15 protein-coding genes are annotated in these 16,609 nt (G+C 65.1%); 2 read left to right on the top strand and 13 right to left on the bottom strand.

The genetic code is table 11. From position 1 onward, the window contains the following. Positions 1-3 precede the first annotated feature (3 nt). From ACH2CY_RS00185 to ACH2CY_RS00135, 11 genes are all read right to left on the bottom strand, one after another. Positions 4-1,527 carry a glycerol-3-phosphate dehydrogenase gene (locus tag ACH2CY_RS00185; RefSeq protein WP_395014595.1) on the bottom strand — a complete coding sequence of 508 codons (1,524 nt, stop codon included), beginning with the start codon at positions 1,525-1,527 and terminating at the stop codon, positions 4-6. Between the two features lie 9 nt (positions 1,528-1,536). Continuing rightward, the gene (locus ACH2CY_RS00180) at positions 1,537-2,580 is read right to left on the bottom strand and encodes a 2-hydroxyacid dehydrogenase (protein ID WP_395014592.1); all 1,044 of its coding nucleotides are present in this window, start codon (positions 2,578-2,580) and stop codon (positions 1,537-1,539) included. A gap of 2 nt (positions 2,581-2,582) precedes the next feature. Beyond that, on the bottom strand, positions 2,583-4,142 hold the full coding sequence (locus tag ACH2CY_RS00175) for an FGGY family carbohydrate kinase (RefSeq protein WP_395014591.1): 1,560 nt from the start codon (positions 4,140-4,142) through the stop codon (positions 2,583-2,585). 6 nt (positions 4,143-4,148) lie between these two features. Next, on the bottom strand, positions 4,149-5,276 hold the full coding sequence (locus tag ACH2CY_RS00170; RefSeq protein WP_395014589.1) for an ABC transporter ATP-binding protein: 1,128 nt from the start codon (positions 5,274-5,276) through the stop codon (positions 4,149-4,151). A gap of 11 nt (positions 5,277-5,287) precedes the next feature. Then, positions 5,288-6,358, bottom strand: a complete 1,071-nt coding sequence (locus ACH2CY_RS00165) for an ABC transporter ATP-binding protein (RefSeq protein ID WP_395014587.1) — start codon at positions 6,356-6,358, stop codon at positions 5,288-5,290. A 4-nt stretch (positions 6,359-6,362) separates the two neighbouring features. Next, on the bottom strand, positions 6,363-7,220 hold the full coding sequence (locus ACH2CY_RS00160) for a carbohydrate ABC transporter permease (RefSeq protein ID WP_395014584.1): 858 nt from the start codon (positions 7,218-7,220) through the stop codon (positions 6,363-6,365). A gap of 13 nt (positions 7,221-7,233) precedes the next feature. Continuing rightward, on the bottom strand, positions 7,234-8,166 hold the full coding sequence (locus ACH2CY_RS00155; protein WP_395014581.1) for a carbohydrate ABC transporter permease: 933 nt from the start codon (positions 8,164-8,166) through the stop codon (positions 7,234-7,236). 96 nt (positions 8,167-8,262) lie between these two features. Next, a complete protein-coding gene (locus ACH2CY_RS00150; RefSeq protein ID WP_395014580.1) occupies positions 8,263-9,705 on the bottom strand; it encodes an extracellular solute-binding protein in 1,443 nt (480 codons plus the stop codon). 17 nt (positions 9,706-9,722) lie between these two features. Further along, entirely contained in the window at positions 9,723-10,709 is a 987-nt protein-coding gene (locus tag ACH2CY_RS00145; protein ID WP_395014578.1) for a sugar-binding transcriptional regulator, read from the bottom strand. 288 nt (positions 10,710-10,997) lie between these two features. Next, positions 10,998-11,450: an RpiB/LacA/LacB family sugar-phosphate isomerase gene (locus tag ACH2CY_RS00140; RefSeq protein ID WP_395014576.1), complete on the bottom strand. Its 453-nt coding sequence runs from the start codon at positions 11,448-11,450 to the stop codon at positions 10,998-11,000. Continuing rightward, positions 11,447-12,391 carry a carbohydrate kinase family protein gene (locus ACH2CY_RS00135; RefSeq protein ID WP_395014574.1) on the bottom strand — a complete coding sequence of 315 codons (945 nt, stop codon included), beginning with the start codon at positions 12,389-12,391 and terminating at the stop codon, positions 11,447-11,449. Before ACH2CY_RS00135 ends, ACH2CY_RS00140 begins: the two co-directional genes overlap by 4 nt. Positions 12,392-12,510: 119 nt before the next feature. On the opposite strand from ACH2CY_RS00135, the gene ACH2CY_RS00130 reads away from it, so the two are divergent. Next, positions 12,511-13,518, top strand: a complete 1,008-nt coding sequence (locus ACH2CY_RS00130) for a dihydroxyacetone kinase subunit DhaK (RefSeq protein ID WP_395014571.1) — start codon at positions 12,511-12,513, stop codon at positions 13,516-13,518. 2 nt (positions 13,519-13,520) lie between these two features. Then, positions 13,521-14,162 (top strand): dihydroxyacetone kinase subunit DhaL, encoded by a 642-nt coding sequence (dhaL, locus tag ACH2CY_RS00125; RefSeq protein ID WP_395014568.1) that lies wholly within the window; start codon positions 13,521-13,523, stop codon positions 14,160-14,162. A 512-nt stretch (positions 14,163-14,674) separates the two neighbouring features. Here the strand turns inward: dhaL and ACH2CY_RS00120 are convergent. Further along, a complete protein-coding gene (locus tag ACH2CY_RS00120; RefSeq protein WP_395014565.1) occupies positions 14,675-15,391 on the bottom strand; it encodes a class II aldolase/adducin family protein in 717 nt (238 codons plus the stop codon). A 140-nt stretch (positions 15,392-15,531) separates the two neighbouring features. Continuing rightward, on the bottom strand, positions 15,532-16,605 hold the full coding sequence (locus ACH2CY_RS00115; RefSeq protein ID WP_395014563.1) for an ABC transporter ATP-binding protein: 1,074 nt from the start codon (positions 16,603-16,605) through the stop codon (positions 15,532-15,534). Positions 16,606-16,609 lie beyond the last annotated feature (4 nt).

The raw sequence follows: 16,609 nt of genomic DNA, 5'->3' as shown, positions 1-16,609 counted from the left end.
GCCTTAGTTGCTGAGCCGCTGGCGTGGGACCTCGCCGCCGAGCCAGGCGCTGAAAGCGGCGCGCTCGTCGGGTGTCAGGTGCAGCCCGTGCTTAGTGCGCCGGTCGAGGATGTCCTCGGCTTCGATCGCCCATTCATGGCGGCGGAGGAAGTCGGCCTCGCGCTCGTAGAGCAGCGCGCCGAAATGCCGGCCAAGATCGGCGATGCTGCGGGCGCCGTCCAGCAGCGCATCGGCCCGCGTGCCGTAGAGCCGGCCATAATGCGTCGCCAGGTCGGCGGCAAGGAAGGCGTTGCGCGATCGGAACCCCGCCAGCCAGCCGTCGAAATCCGCACCCGGTATCTCGCCGCCGGGCAGGCTCGCGCCCGCGGTCCAGGCTTGGCCCATCTTTGGGAAGGCCGGGCGCAGGCGGTCGAGGCCGTGCTCGGCCAGCTTGCGGTAGGTGGTGATCTTGCCGCCGAAGACCGAGAGGATCGGCGCGTTGCTCTCGCTCGGCTCCTTCGGATCGATGTCGAAGATGTAGTCGCGGGTCACCGCCGAGGGGCTCTCGGCGTTGTCGTCGTAGAGCGGCCGCACGCCGGAGAAAGCATGCACGATATCAGTTCGATCCGGCGGCGCCGTGAAATACCGGCTGAGGACTCCGAGCAGATAGTCGATCTCGCGATCGTCGATCCGCGCATCCTCCGGCTTGCCCTCGACCGCGATGTCGGTGGTGCCGATAAGAGCGAGATCCCCCTCATAGGGATTCACGAAGATGACCCGCTTGTCGTCGTTCTGCAGCAGATAGGCCTGGTCGCCCTGCCAGAATTTCTTGGTCACCAGATGGCTGCCCTTCACCAGCCGGATGCGCCGGCTGCTGGTCGTGCCGGCGAAGCCTTGCAGCGCCTGCTCGACCCAGGGACCGGCGGCATTGATGATGCAGCTTGCCGAGACCGTGCTCTCCCCGCCGTTGCGGCGATCGCGCAAGGTGACGGTCCAGCCGTCACCCTGTCGCTTGCCGCCGATCACCTCGGTGCGGGTCAGGATCCTGGCGCCGCGCTTTCCGGCGTCGAGCGCGTTCAGCACCACCAGACGCGCATCGTCGACCCAGCAATCCGAGTATTCGAAGGCCTTGCGGAACTCAGGTTTCAGCGGCTGGCCGACCGGATCGCGCGGCAGGTCGATGGCGCGCGCCGGCGGCAGGATCTCGCGCCCGCCGAGATGGTCGTAGAGGAACAGGCCGAGCCGCACCAGCCAGGCCGGCCGCTGCTCGGCGACATGCGGCAGGACGAAACGCATCGGCCAGATGATGTGCGGCGCCGCGCGCAGCAGCACCTCGCGCTCGATCAGCGCCTCGCGCACCAGGCGGAACTCGTAATATTCGAGGTAGCGCAGCCCGCCATGCACCAGCTTGCCGCTGCGCGACGAGGTGCCTTGCGCGAGATCGTCGCGCTCGCATAGCAACACCTTGAGGCCGCGGCCGGCCGCATCGCGCGCGATGCCGGCCCCGTTGATCCCGCCGCCCACCACCAGGATGTCGTAACGCTCCATGACTTCGGATTAGCAGGGGTTCAAGGGCGGCTCGCCGGCCGCGTAACGGCGGATCTCCTCCGCGATCATCCTTGCGGCGATCCGCACGGTGGTCCGGGAGGCGCCGGCGATATGCGGGGTCAGCGTCACATTGTCAAGCTTGAGCAGCGGCGCGTCGGGCGGCACCGGCTCCAGCCAGAAGGTCTCCAGCATGGCGCCGCGGAGATGCCCGGAGTTCAGCGCCTGGTAGAGATCGTCATAATTCACCATCGGCCCGCGGGCCGTGTTGATGAAATAGGCGCCGGCCTTCATCCGCGCGAACTGCGCGGCGGCCAGGAAGCCCTTGGTCTCCTCGGTGACCCGGGCATGCAGGCTGACCACGTCGCTCTCGGCCAGCAGGCGGTCGAGGTTGACCTGCTCGACGCCGTCGGCGAGGTCGTCCTTCGAGACCAGGACATAGGGATCGCAGACCAGGATTCGGCAGCCGAAAGGCTTCAAGAGCCGCGTCACCTTGGTGCCGATATGGCCATAGCCGATCAGGCCGATGGTCATCTCCGAGAGCTCGGAATCGATCACGTCGAAGCGGTAGAGATCGCCGCGCCAGACGCCCTTGCGCAGCGCCTCATGACCGGCGCGGATCAGCCGGGTCTCGTTGAGGATCGCCGCGATGGTGAACTCGGCCACCGCGGAGGAGTTGCGTCCCGGCGTGTTCACCAGCTTCACATTATGCGCCTTGCAGGCGGCGACATCGATATTGACCGGGCCGCCGCGGGAAACGGCGATCAGCTTCAGCTTCGGCAGCCGATCGAGGATCTCGCCGTTGATCGGCGCGAGATGGGTGATCAGGATCTCGGCGCCATCGACGAAGCGCGCGATCTCATCCGGCTCGCCGAGATATTCCTTCAAACCCTTGAGCCCGCCGTCGACATAGCCGTGCTTCATCGGTTGGTCCGGCCAGGGCAGAGTCAGGGTCCGCACCTCGGCATCGAGACCGGGCACGCGCTTCAGCGCCTCGGTGAAAGCCTCGGCTTTCATGAAATGGTCGCCGATGATTGCAATTGGGTGCTTGTTCATACTCAGGCCTTGGTTCGCGCGCGGGTGAGGTCGGCCCAGATCTCGGGCATCATCTTCCGCGTCTTCACATAGATGGGGAACAATTCGTCATAGCGCTTCTGCAATGCCGGGTCCGGCTGGACCGTGCCGCCGAGGCAAGGCGTCACCCAGGTCTTGACCGCACTCGCCATGTCCGGCTCAGCGCCGATCGCGACCGCCGCCATCATCGCGGTGCCGGCGGCCCCCGCCTCTTCCCGCGTGCTCTCGCGCACCGGCACGCCGAGCCCGCTCGCCAGCAGGGTCTTCAGCGCCTTCGACCGCGCGGCGCCGCCGGCGATCCTTATTTCAGAGGGGGCGCCGCCGATCGCCGAATAACAATCCCGCGCGGCGAGAACGAGACCGTCGTAGACGGTGCGCACCAGGTCGATGAAGCTGGTCTTCTGCGAGAGGCCGATGAACTGCGCCCGGGCATCGGCGTTGAAGAACGGGCCGCGCTCGCCCGCCTCGTGGATATAAGGGTGATAGATCTCGACCCCCGGCTTGGCATCCAGCACCCGCGAATCCAGGGCCAGCAGCGCGTCCTTGCGCGCGACCTCATGGCCCAGCGCGCGGGCGGCATCGCGGGCGACATCGACGATCCAGTCGATGTTGAGCGTCGCCGCCATGTTGGACTGCATGCGCGAGACCGCATCCGGCACCGGAAAGGCCATGGTGTAGCCGCTGGGCTCCGGCGCCAGCTTCAGATCCTCGGCGCGGGCTTCGAGCCGCATATGCATCGAGGTCGAGCCGATGATCGTGGCGCCAACCTGGCGACCCGGCTCGTAGAGCCCGGCGCCGAGCGCGGTGCAAGCCACATCGACGCTGCCCAAGGAGACCGGCAGGCCTTCCGGCAGCCCGGTCGCCTTGGCCGCACCGGCTTGCAGCGGATGCGTGGTGCGCGTGCCGTCGACCATCTCGGGCAGCAGGTGCCGCTGGTCGGCGATGCCCATCCAGTCGAGGATCTCCGGCACATAGTCGCGGCTGCGGAAATCGCCGAAGGTGAAGACGCCTTCGGTCACATCGGTGACATGCGCGCCGGTCAGGCCGAAATAGAGCCAGTCCTTGCAGTGATTGGCCGTCGCCGACCGGGCCAGGATCTCCGGCGTATGGCGCTGCATCCAGGCCAGCTGCGAGCTCGAATTGCAGGCGTTGAGGCCGCAGCCGGTGCGCGCATACATCTTCTGGCGGACACCCTTGGCATCCATCTCATGCACGATGCCGGCGGCGCGGGAATCGAGCCAGAGCCAGGCCGGTGCCGTGGGGTTGCCGTCCTTGTCCATCAGCCAGGTGCCGTCGCCCTGGCCGGTGATCGCCAGCACCGCAGCGCGCTCCTTCAAGCCGGTGACCTTGCCGGTCAATTCCGCCAGCACGGCGACGCTGTCGGTCCAGGTCCGCGCCATGTCCTGCTCGACCGCGCCGCCGGATCCCGTCGTGTAGCTGTTCGGGCGCGACGCATCGGCGAGCTGCTGGCCCTTGAGGTCGAAGACCAGCGCCTTGATCACCGAGGTGCCGGCATCCATCGCGATGATCAGGTCACGCGCCATCGCCGCTCAAGCCCGGTCGAGGCCATGCGCCAGCGCGTCGCCGGTCTCGGGATCGAAGAGATGGATCGCGCGCAACGGGAAGCCCACCGGCAGCGTGTCGCCGGGCTTGGCCCCCAGCGGCTTCTCGGTGACGCCGACCACGGTGGCGCCGCCGACATCGAAGCAGATATGGCTCTGGTCGCCGAGCCAGTGGTTGGTGATGACCTTACCGGTCGCGTCGGCGGCGCCGGTTCCGGTCTGGATCAGATGCGGGCGGATGCCGATATGGACCTTGCGGTTCGCATGGCTGCCGTCGAGTTCGAGCCCGGGCGCCGCCAGCGCGAAAGCCGGCTTGCCGTCCGGGCCGAAGCCCTTGACCGCGACGCCGTCGCTGGCGGAGATCACCTCGCCGGCAAAGATGTTCATCGGCGGCTCGCCGATGAAGCTGGCGACGAAGAGATTGTTCGGGCTCTGCTTGATCTCATCCGGCGTGCCGAATTGCTGCAGCTCGCCCTTCTCCATGACCGCGATCCGGTCCGCCAATGCAATGGCTTCCGTCTGGTCATGAGTCACGAACACCGTCGTCATCTTATGGGCGATCAGGTAGTCCTTGAGCCGCGCCCTGAGGATCGCGCGCAATTGCGGCTCCAGCTGCGACATCGGCTCGTCCAGCAGCGAGACCGGCGCGCGGCGGATCAGCGCCCGCGCCAGCGAGGTGCGCTGCTGCTGGCCGGCGGAGATGAGTGCCGGATAGCGGTCCAGGATGTCGCTGATCTCCAGCAGACCGGCGACCTCCTTCACCCGCGCGTCGATATCGGTCGCAGCACCGCGCTGCCGCAGCAGGGCGAAGCCGATATTCTCGCGCACCTTCAGCGGCGGGTAGAGCGAATAGCCTTCGAAGGCCATCGCCACGTTGCGCTCCGCCGGGGCGAGCTTGTGAATCTCCTTGCCGTCGATCTTGATGGCGCCTTCGGTCACGTCCTCGAAACCGGCGATCATCCTGAGCATGCTGGTCTTGCCGCAGCCCGACGAGCCGAGCAAAGCCACGATCTCGCCGTCCTTGACGTCGAGCCGGACGCGCTTCACCGCCTCGACCGGCGCCTTGCCGCGCGGGCGATAGACCTTGGTGATGTTGTCGAGCAACAGGCTTGCCATGAATTCCTGACTCAATGCGGATGGCCGATGCGGGCACCGCTGGCCGCATCGAACAGCAGGACGTTTTCCGGCGCGAAATCGATCCAGACCTGGCGGTGGTCGCGGCCGAACTTCGCGGCCTCGCTCTCGCCGACCGTCGCCAGGATCTCCTCGCCGGCGGGGCCGCGCAGATAGAGCACGCTGCGCACATTGACCGGCATGACGGCGTCGAGCTCGCAGGGAATGCCGTTCGGAATCTCGGTGCGGCTGACCCTGAGATGTTCGGGGCGGAGCCCGGCCAGCACGGCGCCCTCCGCCTGCGGCATCGGGACAATGCGGCCCAGCAGCTGGATCTCGCCCTGCTCCACTTTCGAAGGCAGCAGGTTGATGGTGGGATCGCCGAACAGCTTCGCCACCTCGACCGAGGCCGGCGTCGCATAGACGTCGCGCGGCGCCGCCCATTGCTCGATCCGGCCGGCCCGCAGCACCGCGATCCGGTCGCCGAGCGCCATCGCCTCCTTGTAATCCTGGGTCACGTAGATGACCGCGGCGTTGTAGCTCCTGAGCAGGCGCGGCAGCTCCAGGCGCATCTCGTACCTGAGCTTGGCATCGACGTTGCGCAGCGGATCGTCGAGCAGCAGCACCTTGGGCTGCGCCACCAGCGCCCGCGCCAGGGCGGTGCGCTGCTTCTGGCCGTTGGAAAGCTCGCGCGGCGCATGGCCGAGCACATGGTCGATCTTCAGCAGGCGCGCCACCGCGCCGACCTTCTCCTTCAGCGACGCGGCCGGCGTGGCCCGCGCGGTCAGCGGGCTGGCGATGTTGTCGAAGGCATTGAAATGCGGGAACAGGGCGAAATTCTGGAAGGCCATGCCGACGCCGCGGGATTCCGGGGAAGCTTCGGTCATGTCGACGCCGTCGATCGTGACCCTGCCGCCATCCGGTTCCTGCAAGCCGGCAATGATCCGCAAGAGCACGGTCTTGCCGCAGCCGGAAGGCCCGACGATGGCGACAATCTCGCCGGCATTGACGTCGAGGCTCACATCTTCCAGCACCTTGCCGGACTTGAAGCCCTTGGAGATATGGCTGAGAACGAGTCTGTTCATCACCTCACCCCTTCACCGCGCCGAGGGAGAGACCCTCGACCAGGTAGCGCTGGGCATAGAGGGCCAGCAGCAGGGTCGGCATCACCGAGAGCACGATGGCAGCAGCGATCTGCCCGTACTGGATGCCTGACGCGGTCACGAAGGCGAGCGCGCCCACCGTCACCGGCTGCTTGTCGGCCGAGGCCAGGATCAGCGCGAAGACGAAGTTGTTCCAGGCGAAGATGAAGGCCAGCAACCCAGCGGCCGCGATACCCGGCCGCGCCAGGGGGATCGCGATCTTGCGGAAGGTGGTCCACCAGGAATGGCCGGCGACGCGATAGGCATGCTCGATGTCCGGGCTCACATCCTCGAAATAGCCGCGCACGATCCAGAGGATCAGCGGCAGGCAGATCAGCTGGTAGATCCAAATGAGGCCGAAATAGGAGTCGGTGAGGCCGAGCTGCTTGAAGTAGAGGCTCAAGGGCAGCAGCACCAGCAGCGGCGGCGCAAAACGGAAGCTCAACAGCGTGAAGGCGATGTTCTCGCCCAAGCGGAACTTGAACCGCGCGAAAGCATAGGCCGCCGGCACGCCGAGGATCAGCGACAGGATTACCGAGCCGGTCGAGAGCAGCAGCGAGTTGCCGAGATTCTTCAGGAAGGCGATGTCGAGATTGCCGGCGGTGGTCTGCAGCTTGCCGGTGATCAGGGTGAGATAGTTGTCGAGCGTCGGCTCGAACACGATGCTCGGCGGAATCCGCAGGATCTGGTCGTTGTTCTGGAACGACATCAGCAGGATCCAGAAGATCGGAAACAGGAAGAACACCAGGACCAGCACGATCAGCACGGTCCGGATGCTGCGTTCCAGGGTGGAGACCTGTTCCATCAGGAGGCTCTCATCATGAAACACCTCGGGCGCGCTCGCGCAGCTTCAGCCATTGCTTGATGAAGACGTTGGACAGGAAATAGGTGATCGCCCAGAGCACCATCATCAGCGCCGCCGAGCGGCCGACATTGGTGTATTGGAAGAACTCGAGATAGGCCTGGACCTGGAACACCATCAAGGTATCGCCCGGGCCGCCCTGGGTCAGCGAATAGACGATGTCGAACTGCTGGATCGAATCCAGCAGGCGGAACAGCGACGCGGTGATGATGTAGGGCATCAGCATCGGCAGCGTGATGCGGAAGAAGACGAAGCTCCTGGGTACGCCGTCCAGCGCCGCCGCCTCGAAAGGCTGCTTGGGGAGCGAGCGCAGTCCGGCCAGCAGCAGAATCATGATGAAGGGCGTGTAGACCCAGACATCGACCAGGGTCACGGTCAGCAGCGCCGTCGAAGGGTCCGATGCCCATTTGAAATCGGTGAGGCCGATCAGGCTGACCAGATAGCTCAGGATTCCGAAATTCGGGTTGGTCATCAGCTTCCACATCAGCGCGGCCAAAGCCGGCGCGGTCATCAGCGGCAGCAGCAGCAGGATCGAGGCGAGGTTGTTGAAGCGGGTCGGCTTCAGCAGCAGCAAGGCGATCCCCAGCCCCAAGCCCAGCTCCACGCCGACGGTGAGAAACGCATAGACCAGAGAGACCGTGACCGTGTTCCAGAACGCGGCGTCGCTCAGGAAATTCCAATAGTTGTCGAACCAGATGAAGCCCTTCATCGCCGGCAGGTTCAGCCGGAACCGCATCAGCGAGTAATAGACCGCCGTCACGAAGGGAATGAGGATGCCGATGCAGACGAGCAAAGCCGGCAGGCTCAGGATATAGGGCAAGGCATGCCGGAGGAACGGCCGCTTGCGGACGGGGTGGGCGCCGGTTTCTGACACGGAGGCGAGGCTCATCTCTGGGGCTTCAGGTGATCGTATCGCAAGGTCCGGGCGGAAAAAAGGGCGCAGCCCGGCACCAGACCGGCCGGGCTGCGCTTCGGCAGGGAGGGACTAGCCGCCGATTCCGGCATCCTTGAGCTGCTTGTCGATGTTGGCCGCGAGCTGGTCGAGGCCTTCGTCGATCGGCACCTGCTTTGCGACCATCTTCTGCAGCGTTTCCGCCCATTGGGTGGTCAGGTCGAAGAACAGGGGCTGGGCCGTGAAGTAGATCTTCGAGCCCTCGGACGAGGTCTCATACTGGTTGAGGTAGCCCGGATAGGACTTGTCGATGCGGGCGCGGAACTCCGCGTCCTTCCAGACCGAGGCGCGGACCGGGTTGACGAAGTCCATCTTGCGGGCGCCGAACAGGTCATGCTCGGTCGAGCTCGCCCATTGCATGAAGGTCCAGGCTGCGTCCTTCTGCTTCGAGAAGCTGGAAAGCGCCAGCGACCAGATCCAGACGTTGGGCGTCGGGGCCTTGGCCGCCGGGTTGGCGGCGAAGGGCGCATAGGCGATGTTGCCCGCTTCCTTGTTGTCGCCGCCGTTCATGAAGTAGCCGAGGATGTCGGCGTCGAAGATCATGCCCGAGGCGCCGGCGCCGAGATCGGTGCCGACCTGGTACCAAGTGTAGGTCGACCAGTTCTTCGGCCCGGAATCCTGGATCATCTGGACCCAGAGCTTGTGATAGGCCTTCGACTCCGCCGTATTCATCGCGGCCTTGAGCTTGCCGTCGGAGACGTCGAAATCCCGCTGGCCGTAGTTGGAATAGCCCGACAGGAAGCCCGGATGGATGCTGGCCCAGGAGCGCGAGCCGCGGACGCCGATGCCGTATGGACCGCCGGCATCCTTGGTGATCTTGGCCGCGACGCCGACCATGTCCTCGAGGTTCTTCGGCGGCTCGACCCCGACCTTCTCGAAGAGCTTGCGGTTGTAGGAGACGTTGTTGAGCTCGAAGCCCCAGGGGATGCACCACTGCTTGGCGTCGTCGGAGCCGAGTGCGCCGCCGGGAACGCCGTTCCAGGCGGTCGAGGCGCGCAGGCCTGGAAGCACGTCTTCCCAGTTGTAGTTCGGGTTGGTCTTGGCGGGATCCTTGATATACGCGTTCAAGTCCTCGATCCAGCCGGCCGGGCCATAGGTCCAGGTCATGTAGGCGCCGGTCATGAAGGCGTCGTATTCGCTGGAGCCCGAGGACAAAGCCGCGGTCACCTTGTCGAAATAGACGTCCTCCGGGAAGATGTCGTAGCTGACATCCATGCCGGTCATGGTCTTGAAGCTGTCGATGTTGGCGATCATCGCGTCGGCATAGGGATGCTTGTTCAGGAGCAGCTTCAGCTTGGTGCCCTTGAACTTCATCCAGTCGAAGTCGGCGGCCATCGCCTGGCTCATCGCCTGGTTCAGCAGGAAGCTGGTGGTGGCGATGCCGAGCCCCAGGCGGCTGGCGCCCTTCAGCATCTCGCGGCGGCTGATCTCACCCTTCACGAATCGGGTGGTTAAGTCGCGTCCCTTCTCGTACATGGCTATCTCCTCTCCATCTATTGTCGCTTGGACTTCTTGGTCTCACCGGCCTTCTCACCGGCGTTGATCAGGTCGACGATGGCCTTGGCAGTGTCTTCGTCGGTGATAAGGCCCGAGATCACCCGACTCTCCAGCACCGCCATGATCGCCTGCGGCTTATCCGCGCCGCCGGCGATGGCGATGACCGGCTTTCCCTTCAGATCTTCCAGCTTGATGGCGACCGCGCGGTCGTTGAGCTCGGCCGGCACCACGCGGCCCTGGGCATCGACGAAGCGGCCGAGCACTTCTCCCACCGCGCCGGCCTGCTTCACTTCCTTGAGCTCTTTCTCGGTGGTGGTACGGGTCGAGAGCATATGGGCGTGGACGCCGATCTCACCGATGCCCACCACGTAGAGCGCGGCGGATTTCGCCAGGGTGAAGACGTCCTTGATGCCCTTCTGGCCGAGCAGGACTTTCTTGTCGGCGATCGAGTCGGCGAAGAACGGCGCCGGCATGAAGTAGCATTCGGCGGCGGTGACTTCCGCCAGACGATGGATCACGTCGAACGGGTTGGCGGCGGCATGCCGGGTCAGCGAGCCCAACAGCGAGACGAACTTCACCTCGGGCCGCTCGACCCGCGGCAGATACTTCACCACTTCGTCCAGGGTCCGGCCATGGCCGACGCCGATCACCTTCGCGTCGCCGCGCTCCAGCACGCCGTGCAGGTAATGCGCGCCGGCCGCAGCCAGGGTCCTGAGCGGCAGCAATCCGCCATCGACGGTGGGCGAGACCGAGCAGAAGTCGAGCTTCCAATGCGCGGCAATCTTGTCTTCCAGCGCCACGCATTCCGCCGCGGTGCCTTCGACGAAGACCCGGACCAGGCCGGCTTCGGTGGCCTCGGCGATCAGGCGGTTGATCTTGACGCGCGAAAGCCCGAGCCGCTGCGCGATCTCTTCCTGGGTATAGCCGCCGATGAACGATAGCCATGCGGCACGAGCCGCGAGGCCACGATCGTTGCCCGCCACGTTCTGCGCTTCCTGCCCGGTTTCTTCCGCCTGAACTTATGTTCAGGTCGCGTACATCTGTTTAATTCAATGCCGGGCCGCGGCTTTTGTCAAGCGCGCCGGAAGCACTTCGGGCCCGGTTTTTGCGGACCGGGCCCGATTGCTGCGTCGCGATAACACGCTGTTCTCTACATTCGTCATGGTCCGCGAAGGCGGACCATCCACGAGTTTCTAGCGACGGAGAAAAACTCGTGGATCCTCCGCCTTCGCGGAGGATGACGAGAATGAGGATAGGCCTATGCGATGACCTTAGGCCGTCGTCTTCGCGTATTTCTGATCCAGCTTGTCGATTGCCTTGACGTTGTCGGCCGAGGCGCCCTTGGGGTCGAACTGCGAGGCGAGCCAGGCATCGACGATCGCCTTGGCGAGCTCCGGCCCGATCACCCTTGCACCCATGGTGATGATCTGCGCGTTGTTAGACTTGGCCGCGCGCTCGGCGGAATAGGTGTCGTGAGTCAGCGCCGCGCGGATGCCCGGCACCTTGTTGGCCGAGATGCAGACGCCGATGCCGGTGCCGCAGCACAAGATTCCGCGCTCGAACTTCCCGTCCACGATGGCGCTGGCAACGCCGTCGGAAATGTCGGCGTAGAAGCCCTGCTTGCTCAAGTCCACGACCTCGAGGCCGGACTTGGTCTTGAGATGCGCGGCGATCACGTCCAGCAGCGGCTTGCCGGCGCTGTCGGCGCCCAAAACGATCTTCATGACTTCACTCTCCACTTCTTCATCTGCGCCAGCGTGTCGTCGAAGGAGACGATCCCGGCATCCGAGCCCAATCCCGTGGCGACCAGCGCCGCCGCGGCCTGCGCGAAGCGCACAGACTGCTCCGGGTCCATCTTGCGGTGCAAGGCCGTGATGAAGCCGGCGTCGAAAGCGTCGCCGCAGCCGGTGGTGTCCACCACCTTGATGTCATAGGCCGGCACTTTCAACCGCGTCCCGTCCTTATGGGCGTAGAAAGCCCCCTCGCCGCCGAGGGTGAAGACGCAGCAGGTGGCGCCCTGGTCGAGATAGTACTTGGCACAGTCTTCGGCGCTGCCCCGCCCCGACATGTCCTTGGCTTCCTCGATCGAAGGCATGAAGTAGTCGATATAGGGCAGCAGCGGCTTCACGATCTTGATGGTTTGGGCATTGGCGGCGATGAGATCGAAGGTCACGGTCCGGCCGCGCTTCTTCGCCTCCTGCAGCAGAACCCGGCTCGGCTCGCCATCCAGCTTCTTCAGCAAGCCGGTACCGCCGAGATGCACGATCGGCGCGTCGAACACCTTGTCGTAATCCGCGGGCGCTACGTCGAAATGGTCCGAGGCGCCGCGCACATGCAGAGCCGGCCGGTCGCCGTTCGGCCGGACGTTCAGGATGGTGGCCGAGGTCGGGATCCCTTTGAGGCGCTGCATCGCCGAGGCGTCAATGCCGAACTTCTGCAAGGTGGCGATCACGAAATCCGCCTTCTCGTCGTCGCCGACCGCGCCGACCGCCAGGCATTTCAGCCCCAGCTTCGCCGCATCGACCACGGTGCCGCCGGCGGTGCCGGCGACAGTCAGGCGAATCTCGTCGATGAACTCGACATTGCCGCGGTCCGGGATCTTGGTGACCGGCCGGCCCAGCACGTCCAGGATGTACAACCCGATGATCGAAACGTCATAACGCATGGAAATCTCGCTCTCCCCCGTTCGGTAACCCTGGCTTGACGCGACATGCCGGGGCATGTTTTCAACATCATTCTAGGCAACGGGCAATAAGAAGAACAAGGCGGCAGGAAGGAAGGTCCATGAAGACCAAGAAGCTGATCAACGATCCCAAGGTGATCATCGAGGAGATGCTCGAAGGGATCGTCGCCGCCCACCCGAACCATGTGCGGCAGGTCGATGGTTCGCCGCGCGCCGTGGTCGCGGTCCATGGTCCCCGGAAGGGCAAGGTCGGCCTGGTGATCGGCGGCGGCTCGGGCCATGAGCCGACCTTCGTCGGCTTCGTCGGCAAGGGCCTGGCCGATGCCTGCCCGATCGGCAATGTCTTCGCCTCGCCCCCGCCCGACCCGATCTACGAATGCGCCAAGGCCGCCAGCGGCGGGGCCGGCGTGCTGTTCATGTACGGCAACTATGCCGGCGACGTGATGAACTTCGACATGGCGGCGGAAATGGCCGGCATGGACGAGATCGAGGTCCGCACCGTTCTCACCACCGACGACATCGCCTCGGCGCCGATCGACCAGAAGGAGAAGCGCCGCGGCGTCGCCGGCAACTTCTTCATCTTCAAGATCGCGGGTGCGGCCTGCGACACGATGATGAGCCTGGACGAATGCGAGCGGATCGCCCGCAAGGCCAACGCCCGCACCTTCACCATGGGCGTCTGCCTCGCTCCCTGCTCCCTGCCGCAGACCTTGAAATACAACTTCGAGCTCGGCCCCGACGAGATGGAGATCGGCATGGGCATCCATGGCGAGCCCGGCGTCGCCAAGGGCCCGATCCAGACCGCCGATGCCGTCACCGACCAGATCATGGACCGCATCCTGGGCGAGATGAAGCCGAAGCCGGGCGACAAGGTCGCGGTGCTGGTGAACTCGCTGGGTTCGACCCCGCTGATGGAGCTCTATCTGCTGAACCGCCGGGTCAAGCAGCGGCTGGACCAGGCCGGGGTCGGCATCCACCAGACCTGGGTCGGCAATTACTGCACCTCGCTGGAAATGGCGGGCGCCTCGATCACGCTGCTCCATCTCGACGACGAGCTGACCGGCCTGCTCGACCATCCTTGCGACTGCGCCATGTTCCGGGCGGGTTGATCATGACCGAACTCACCGCCGCCAACCTCCGCAGCCTCTTCCAGGCGATCGGCGATGCGATCGAGGCCGACAAGGGCCGGCTCTCCGAACTGGACGGCGTCATCGGCGATGCCGACCACGGCGTCACCATGTCGATCGGCTTCACGGCGGTGAACGAGGCCCTGGGCAAACTCGATCCCGGCGCCGATCCCACAACGGTCTTCAACACCGCCGCGAAGTCCTTCCTGAACGCGGTCGGCGCCTCCTCGGGCCCCCTTTACGGCACCGCCTTCATGCGCGCCGGCGCGGCGGTCAAGGGCAAGGCGACCATCGACCGCGATGCGCTGGCCGATTGTATCGCGGCGATGGCCAAGGGCATGCAGGACCGCGGCAAGGCCGAACGCGGCGAGAAGACCATGATGGATGCCTGGCTCCCCGCCGCCGACGCAATCCAGGCGGCCAAGGCGCGCGGCGACGGTGCCGTCGCCTGCCTCGGAGCCGCTCTCGCTGCCGCTGCGGAAGGCGCCGAAGCCACCAAGGCCATGCTCGCCACCAAGGGCCGCGCCTCGCGCCTCGGCGAACGCGCCCTCGGCCACATCGACCCCGGCGCCGCCTCCGCGGTGACCATCCTGAAGGCGATGACAGAAGCGGTGCGGAAGCTTTAGCGCGCGAGAGAACTCCCTACTCCCGTAGGGAGAGGGCTGGGGTCAGGGTCTTGCCGCAGCTTGAGGCCGAGCCGATCGCACCGGACGGCGTTCGCTGCGCAGAATTCTATCTGCATACTCCCGAATTCAGCATATCTCTGGCGCGCGACAGGGTGCGCCGATTCTGGTATGATCGGGACGCTGTTTGAAACAGTGAATGCTGCTGCGAGAACGCGCTCGACGCGACGGCACGGCGCCGGCTGCGTCACAAGAGCGGACAACCCCCACCGGACCCCCACGAGAACCGGCAACCCCCACCGGACCCGCACGAAAGCCGCCAAGCATGACGGGACCCAGACCGGAACGCCGAACCACGACGGGACCCAGACAGAAAGCCGCGAACCTTTACAGGGCCTTTACGGCACGCAATTGAGAGTCCGGCTTTCGAACGGAGATACGGCAAGTGGCATCAATGGCTTAGTGGCTTTTTGCAGCCGCAGTTCGCGACCAGGCCGTAAAGGTCCGCCCGCGCTTTAGAACGGGCTCTTCTTCGCCTTGGTCCTCTTGGCCGGCTTCTTCAGCGGCGCGGCGGCGGGCTTGGCGAGCGGCCCATAGGCTTTGAACTTCGCGATGATGCGGTTCATCTCGTCATCGGGGATGATGTCGCCGCCGCCGATCGTGAGCGCGAGATGGTACTGGCGCGCCACGGTCTCGACCTCGCTGGCGAGCCAGAGCGCGCGCTTGATGTTCGGTCCGGTCGCGATCACGCCGTGGTTCTTCAGGAGGCAGCAGGTGCGGCCTTCCAAGGCTTCGAGGGCGTTCTTGGAGAGCTGCTCGGTGCCGTAGGTGGCATATTTCGCGACCCGGATCTCGGTGCCGCCCGAGGCCGCGACCATGTAATGCACGGCGGGGATCGGCTTGCCGCAGATCGCCATCACGGTCGCGTACATGCTGTGGGTGTGGACCACCGCGCCGACGTCCGGCCGCGCCTTGTAGATGTCGAGATGGAAGCGCCATTCGGAGGATGGCGCCAGATCGCCCTGCCAAGTCTTGCCGTCCTTCGTGATCTCGCTGGCGCAGATATCCTTGGGGTCGAGTTCCTCGTAGGGCACGCCCGAGGGCGTGATCAGCATGCGGTTGCCATAGCGCACGCTGACATTGCCGGAGGTGCCCTGGTTGATGCCCATGGAGTTCATCGAGAGTGCCGCCTGGATGATGCTCTTGCGGGCGGCGAGTTCGGTCTTGTCCATCTGTTTCCTACTTCTCTGTTCGTCATGGTCCGCGAAGGCGGACCATCCACGACTTTCTTTCTTCAGCCGCTACCAAACTCATGGATGGTCCGCCTACGCGGACCATGACGAGGGAGGGCGAATGTCGCAACACTGCCGAGCTAGCGCCCGATCGCCTTGCCGGTGTCCTGGTCGAAGAGATGGACCTGGTCCAGCATGGGCGAGAGGCGGATGTCCTGGCCGGGGCCGTAATCCAGATGGTCGCGCGAAACCGCACAGACCTCGACGCCGGCGAGTTCGGTGTAGATGTGCATTTCCGGTCCGGTCGGCTCGACGACGCTGACCTTGGCCGGGATGCCCGTGCCGCCATGTGCCGGAACCAGGTGCTCGGGGCGAACGCCATAGACGATCTTCTGGCCGGAAGCGAGCTTGGCGGCAGCCGGCAGCGGAAGTGCGACTTCACCGGCGCGCAGCACCGGCGCGCCGTTCTCGGCGGCAACCTCGCCGCGCACCAGGTTGATGCCGGGCGAGCCGATGAACTCGGCGACGAAGAGATTGGCCGGCCGGTTATAGACCTCCATCGGCCGGCCGATCTGCTCGATCGTGCCGTCGCGCAGGATGACGATGACATCGGCCATGGTCATGGCCTCGATCTGGTCATGAGTCACGTAGACCGTCGTGGTCTTCAGCCGCTGGTGCAGCTCCTTGATCTCGGTGCGCATCTGCACCCGGAGCTTGGCGTCGAGGTTGGAGAGCGGCTCGTCGAACAGGAAGACCGACGGGTCGCGGACGATGGCGCGGCCCATGGCGACGCGCTGGCGCTGGCCGCCGGAGAGCTGCTTCGGTTGCCGGTTGAGATAGGGGACGAGGTTGAGGATCTCCGCCGCCCAGTTGACCTTCTTGGTGATCTCCTCCTCCGGCACCTTCTTCAGGCGCATCGAGAAGGCCATGTTCTCGAACACCTTCATATGGGCGTAGAGCGCGTAGTTCTGGAACACCATGGCGATGTTCCGGTCCTTCGGGTGCAGGTCGTTCACCACCTGGCCGGCAATCGAGATCTCGCCATGGGTGATCGGCTCCAGCCCGGCGATCATCCTGAGCAGGGTGGACTTGCCGCAGCCCGAGGGACCGAGCAGCACCACGAAGCTCCCATCGGCTATCTCCAGGTTGAGGCCGTGGATGACCTCCAGGTCGCCATAGGTCTTGCGGATGTCTTTGACGGTGACGGAAGCCATGCCT

Source organism: Dongia sp. (assembly GCF_041905885.1).
Lineage (GTDB): Bacteria > Pseudomonadota > Alphaproteobacteria > Dongiales > Dongiaceae > Dongia.
This window is presented reverse-complemented; position numbering and strand designations above follow the sequence as displayed.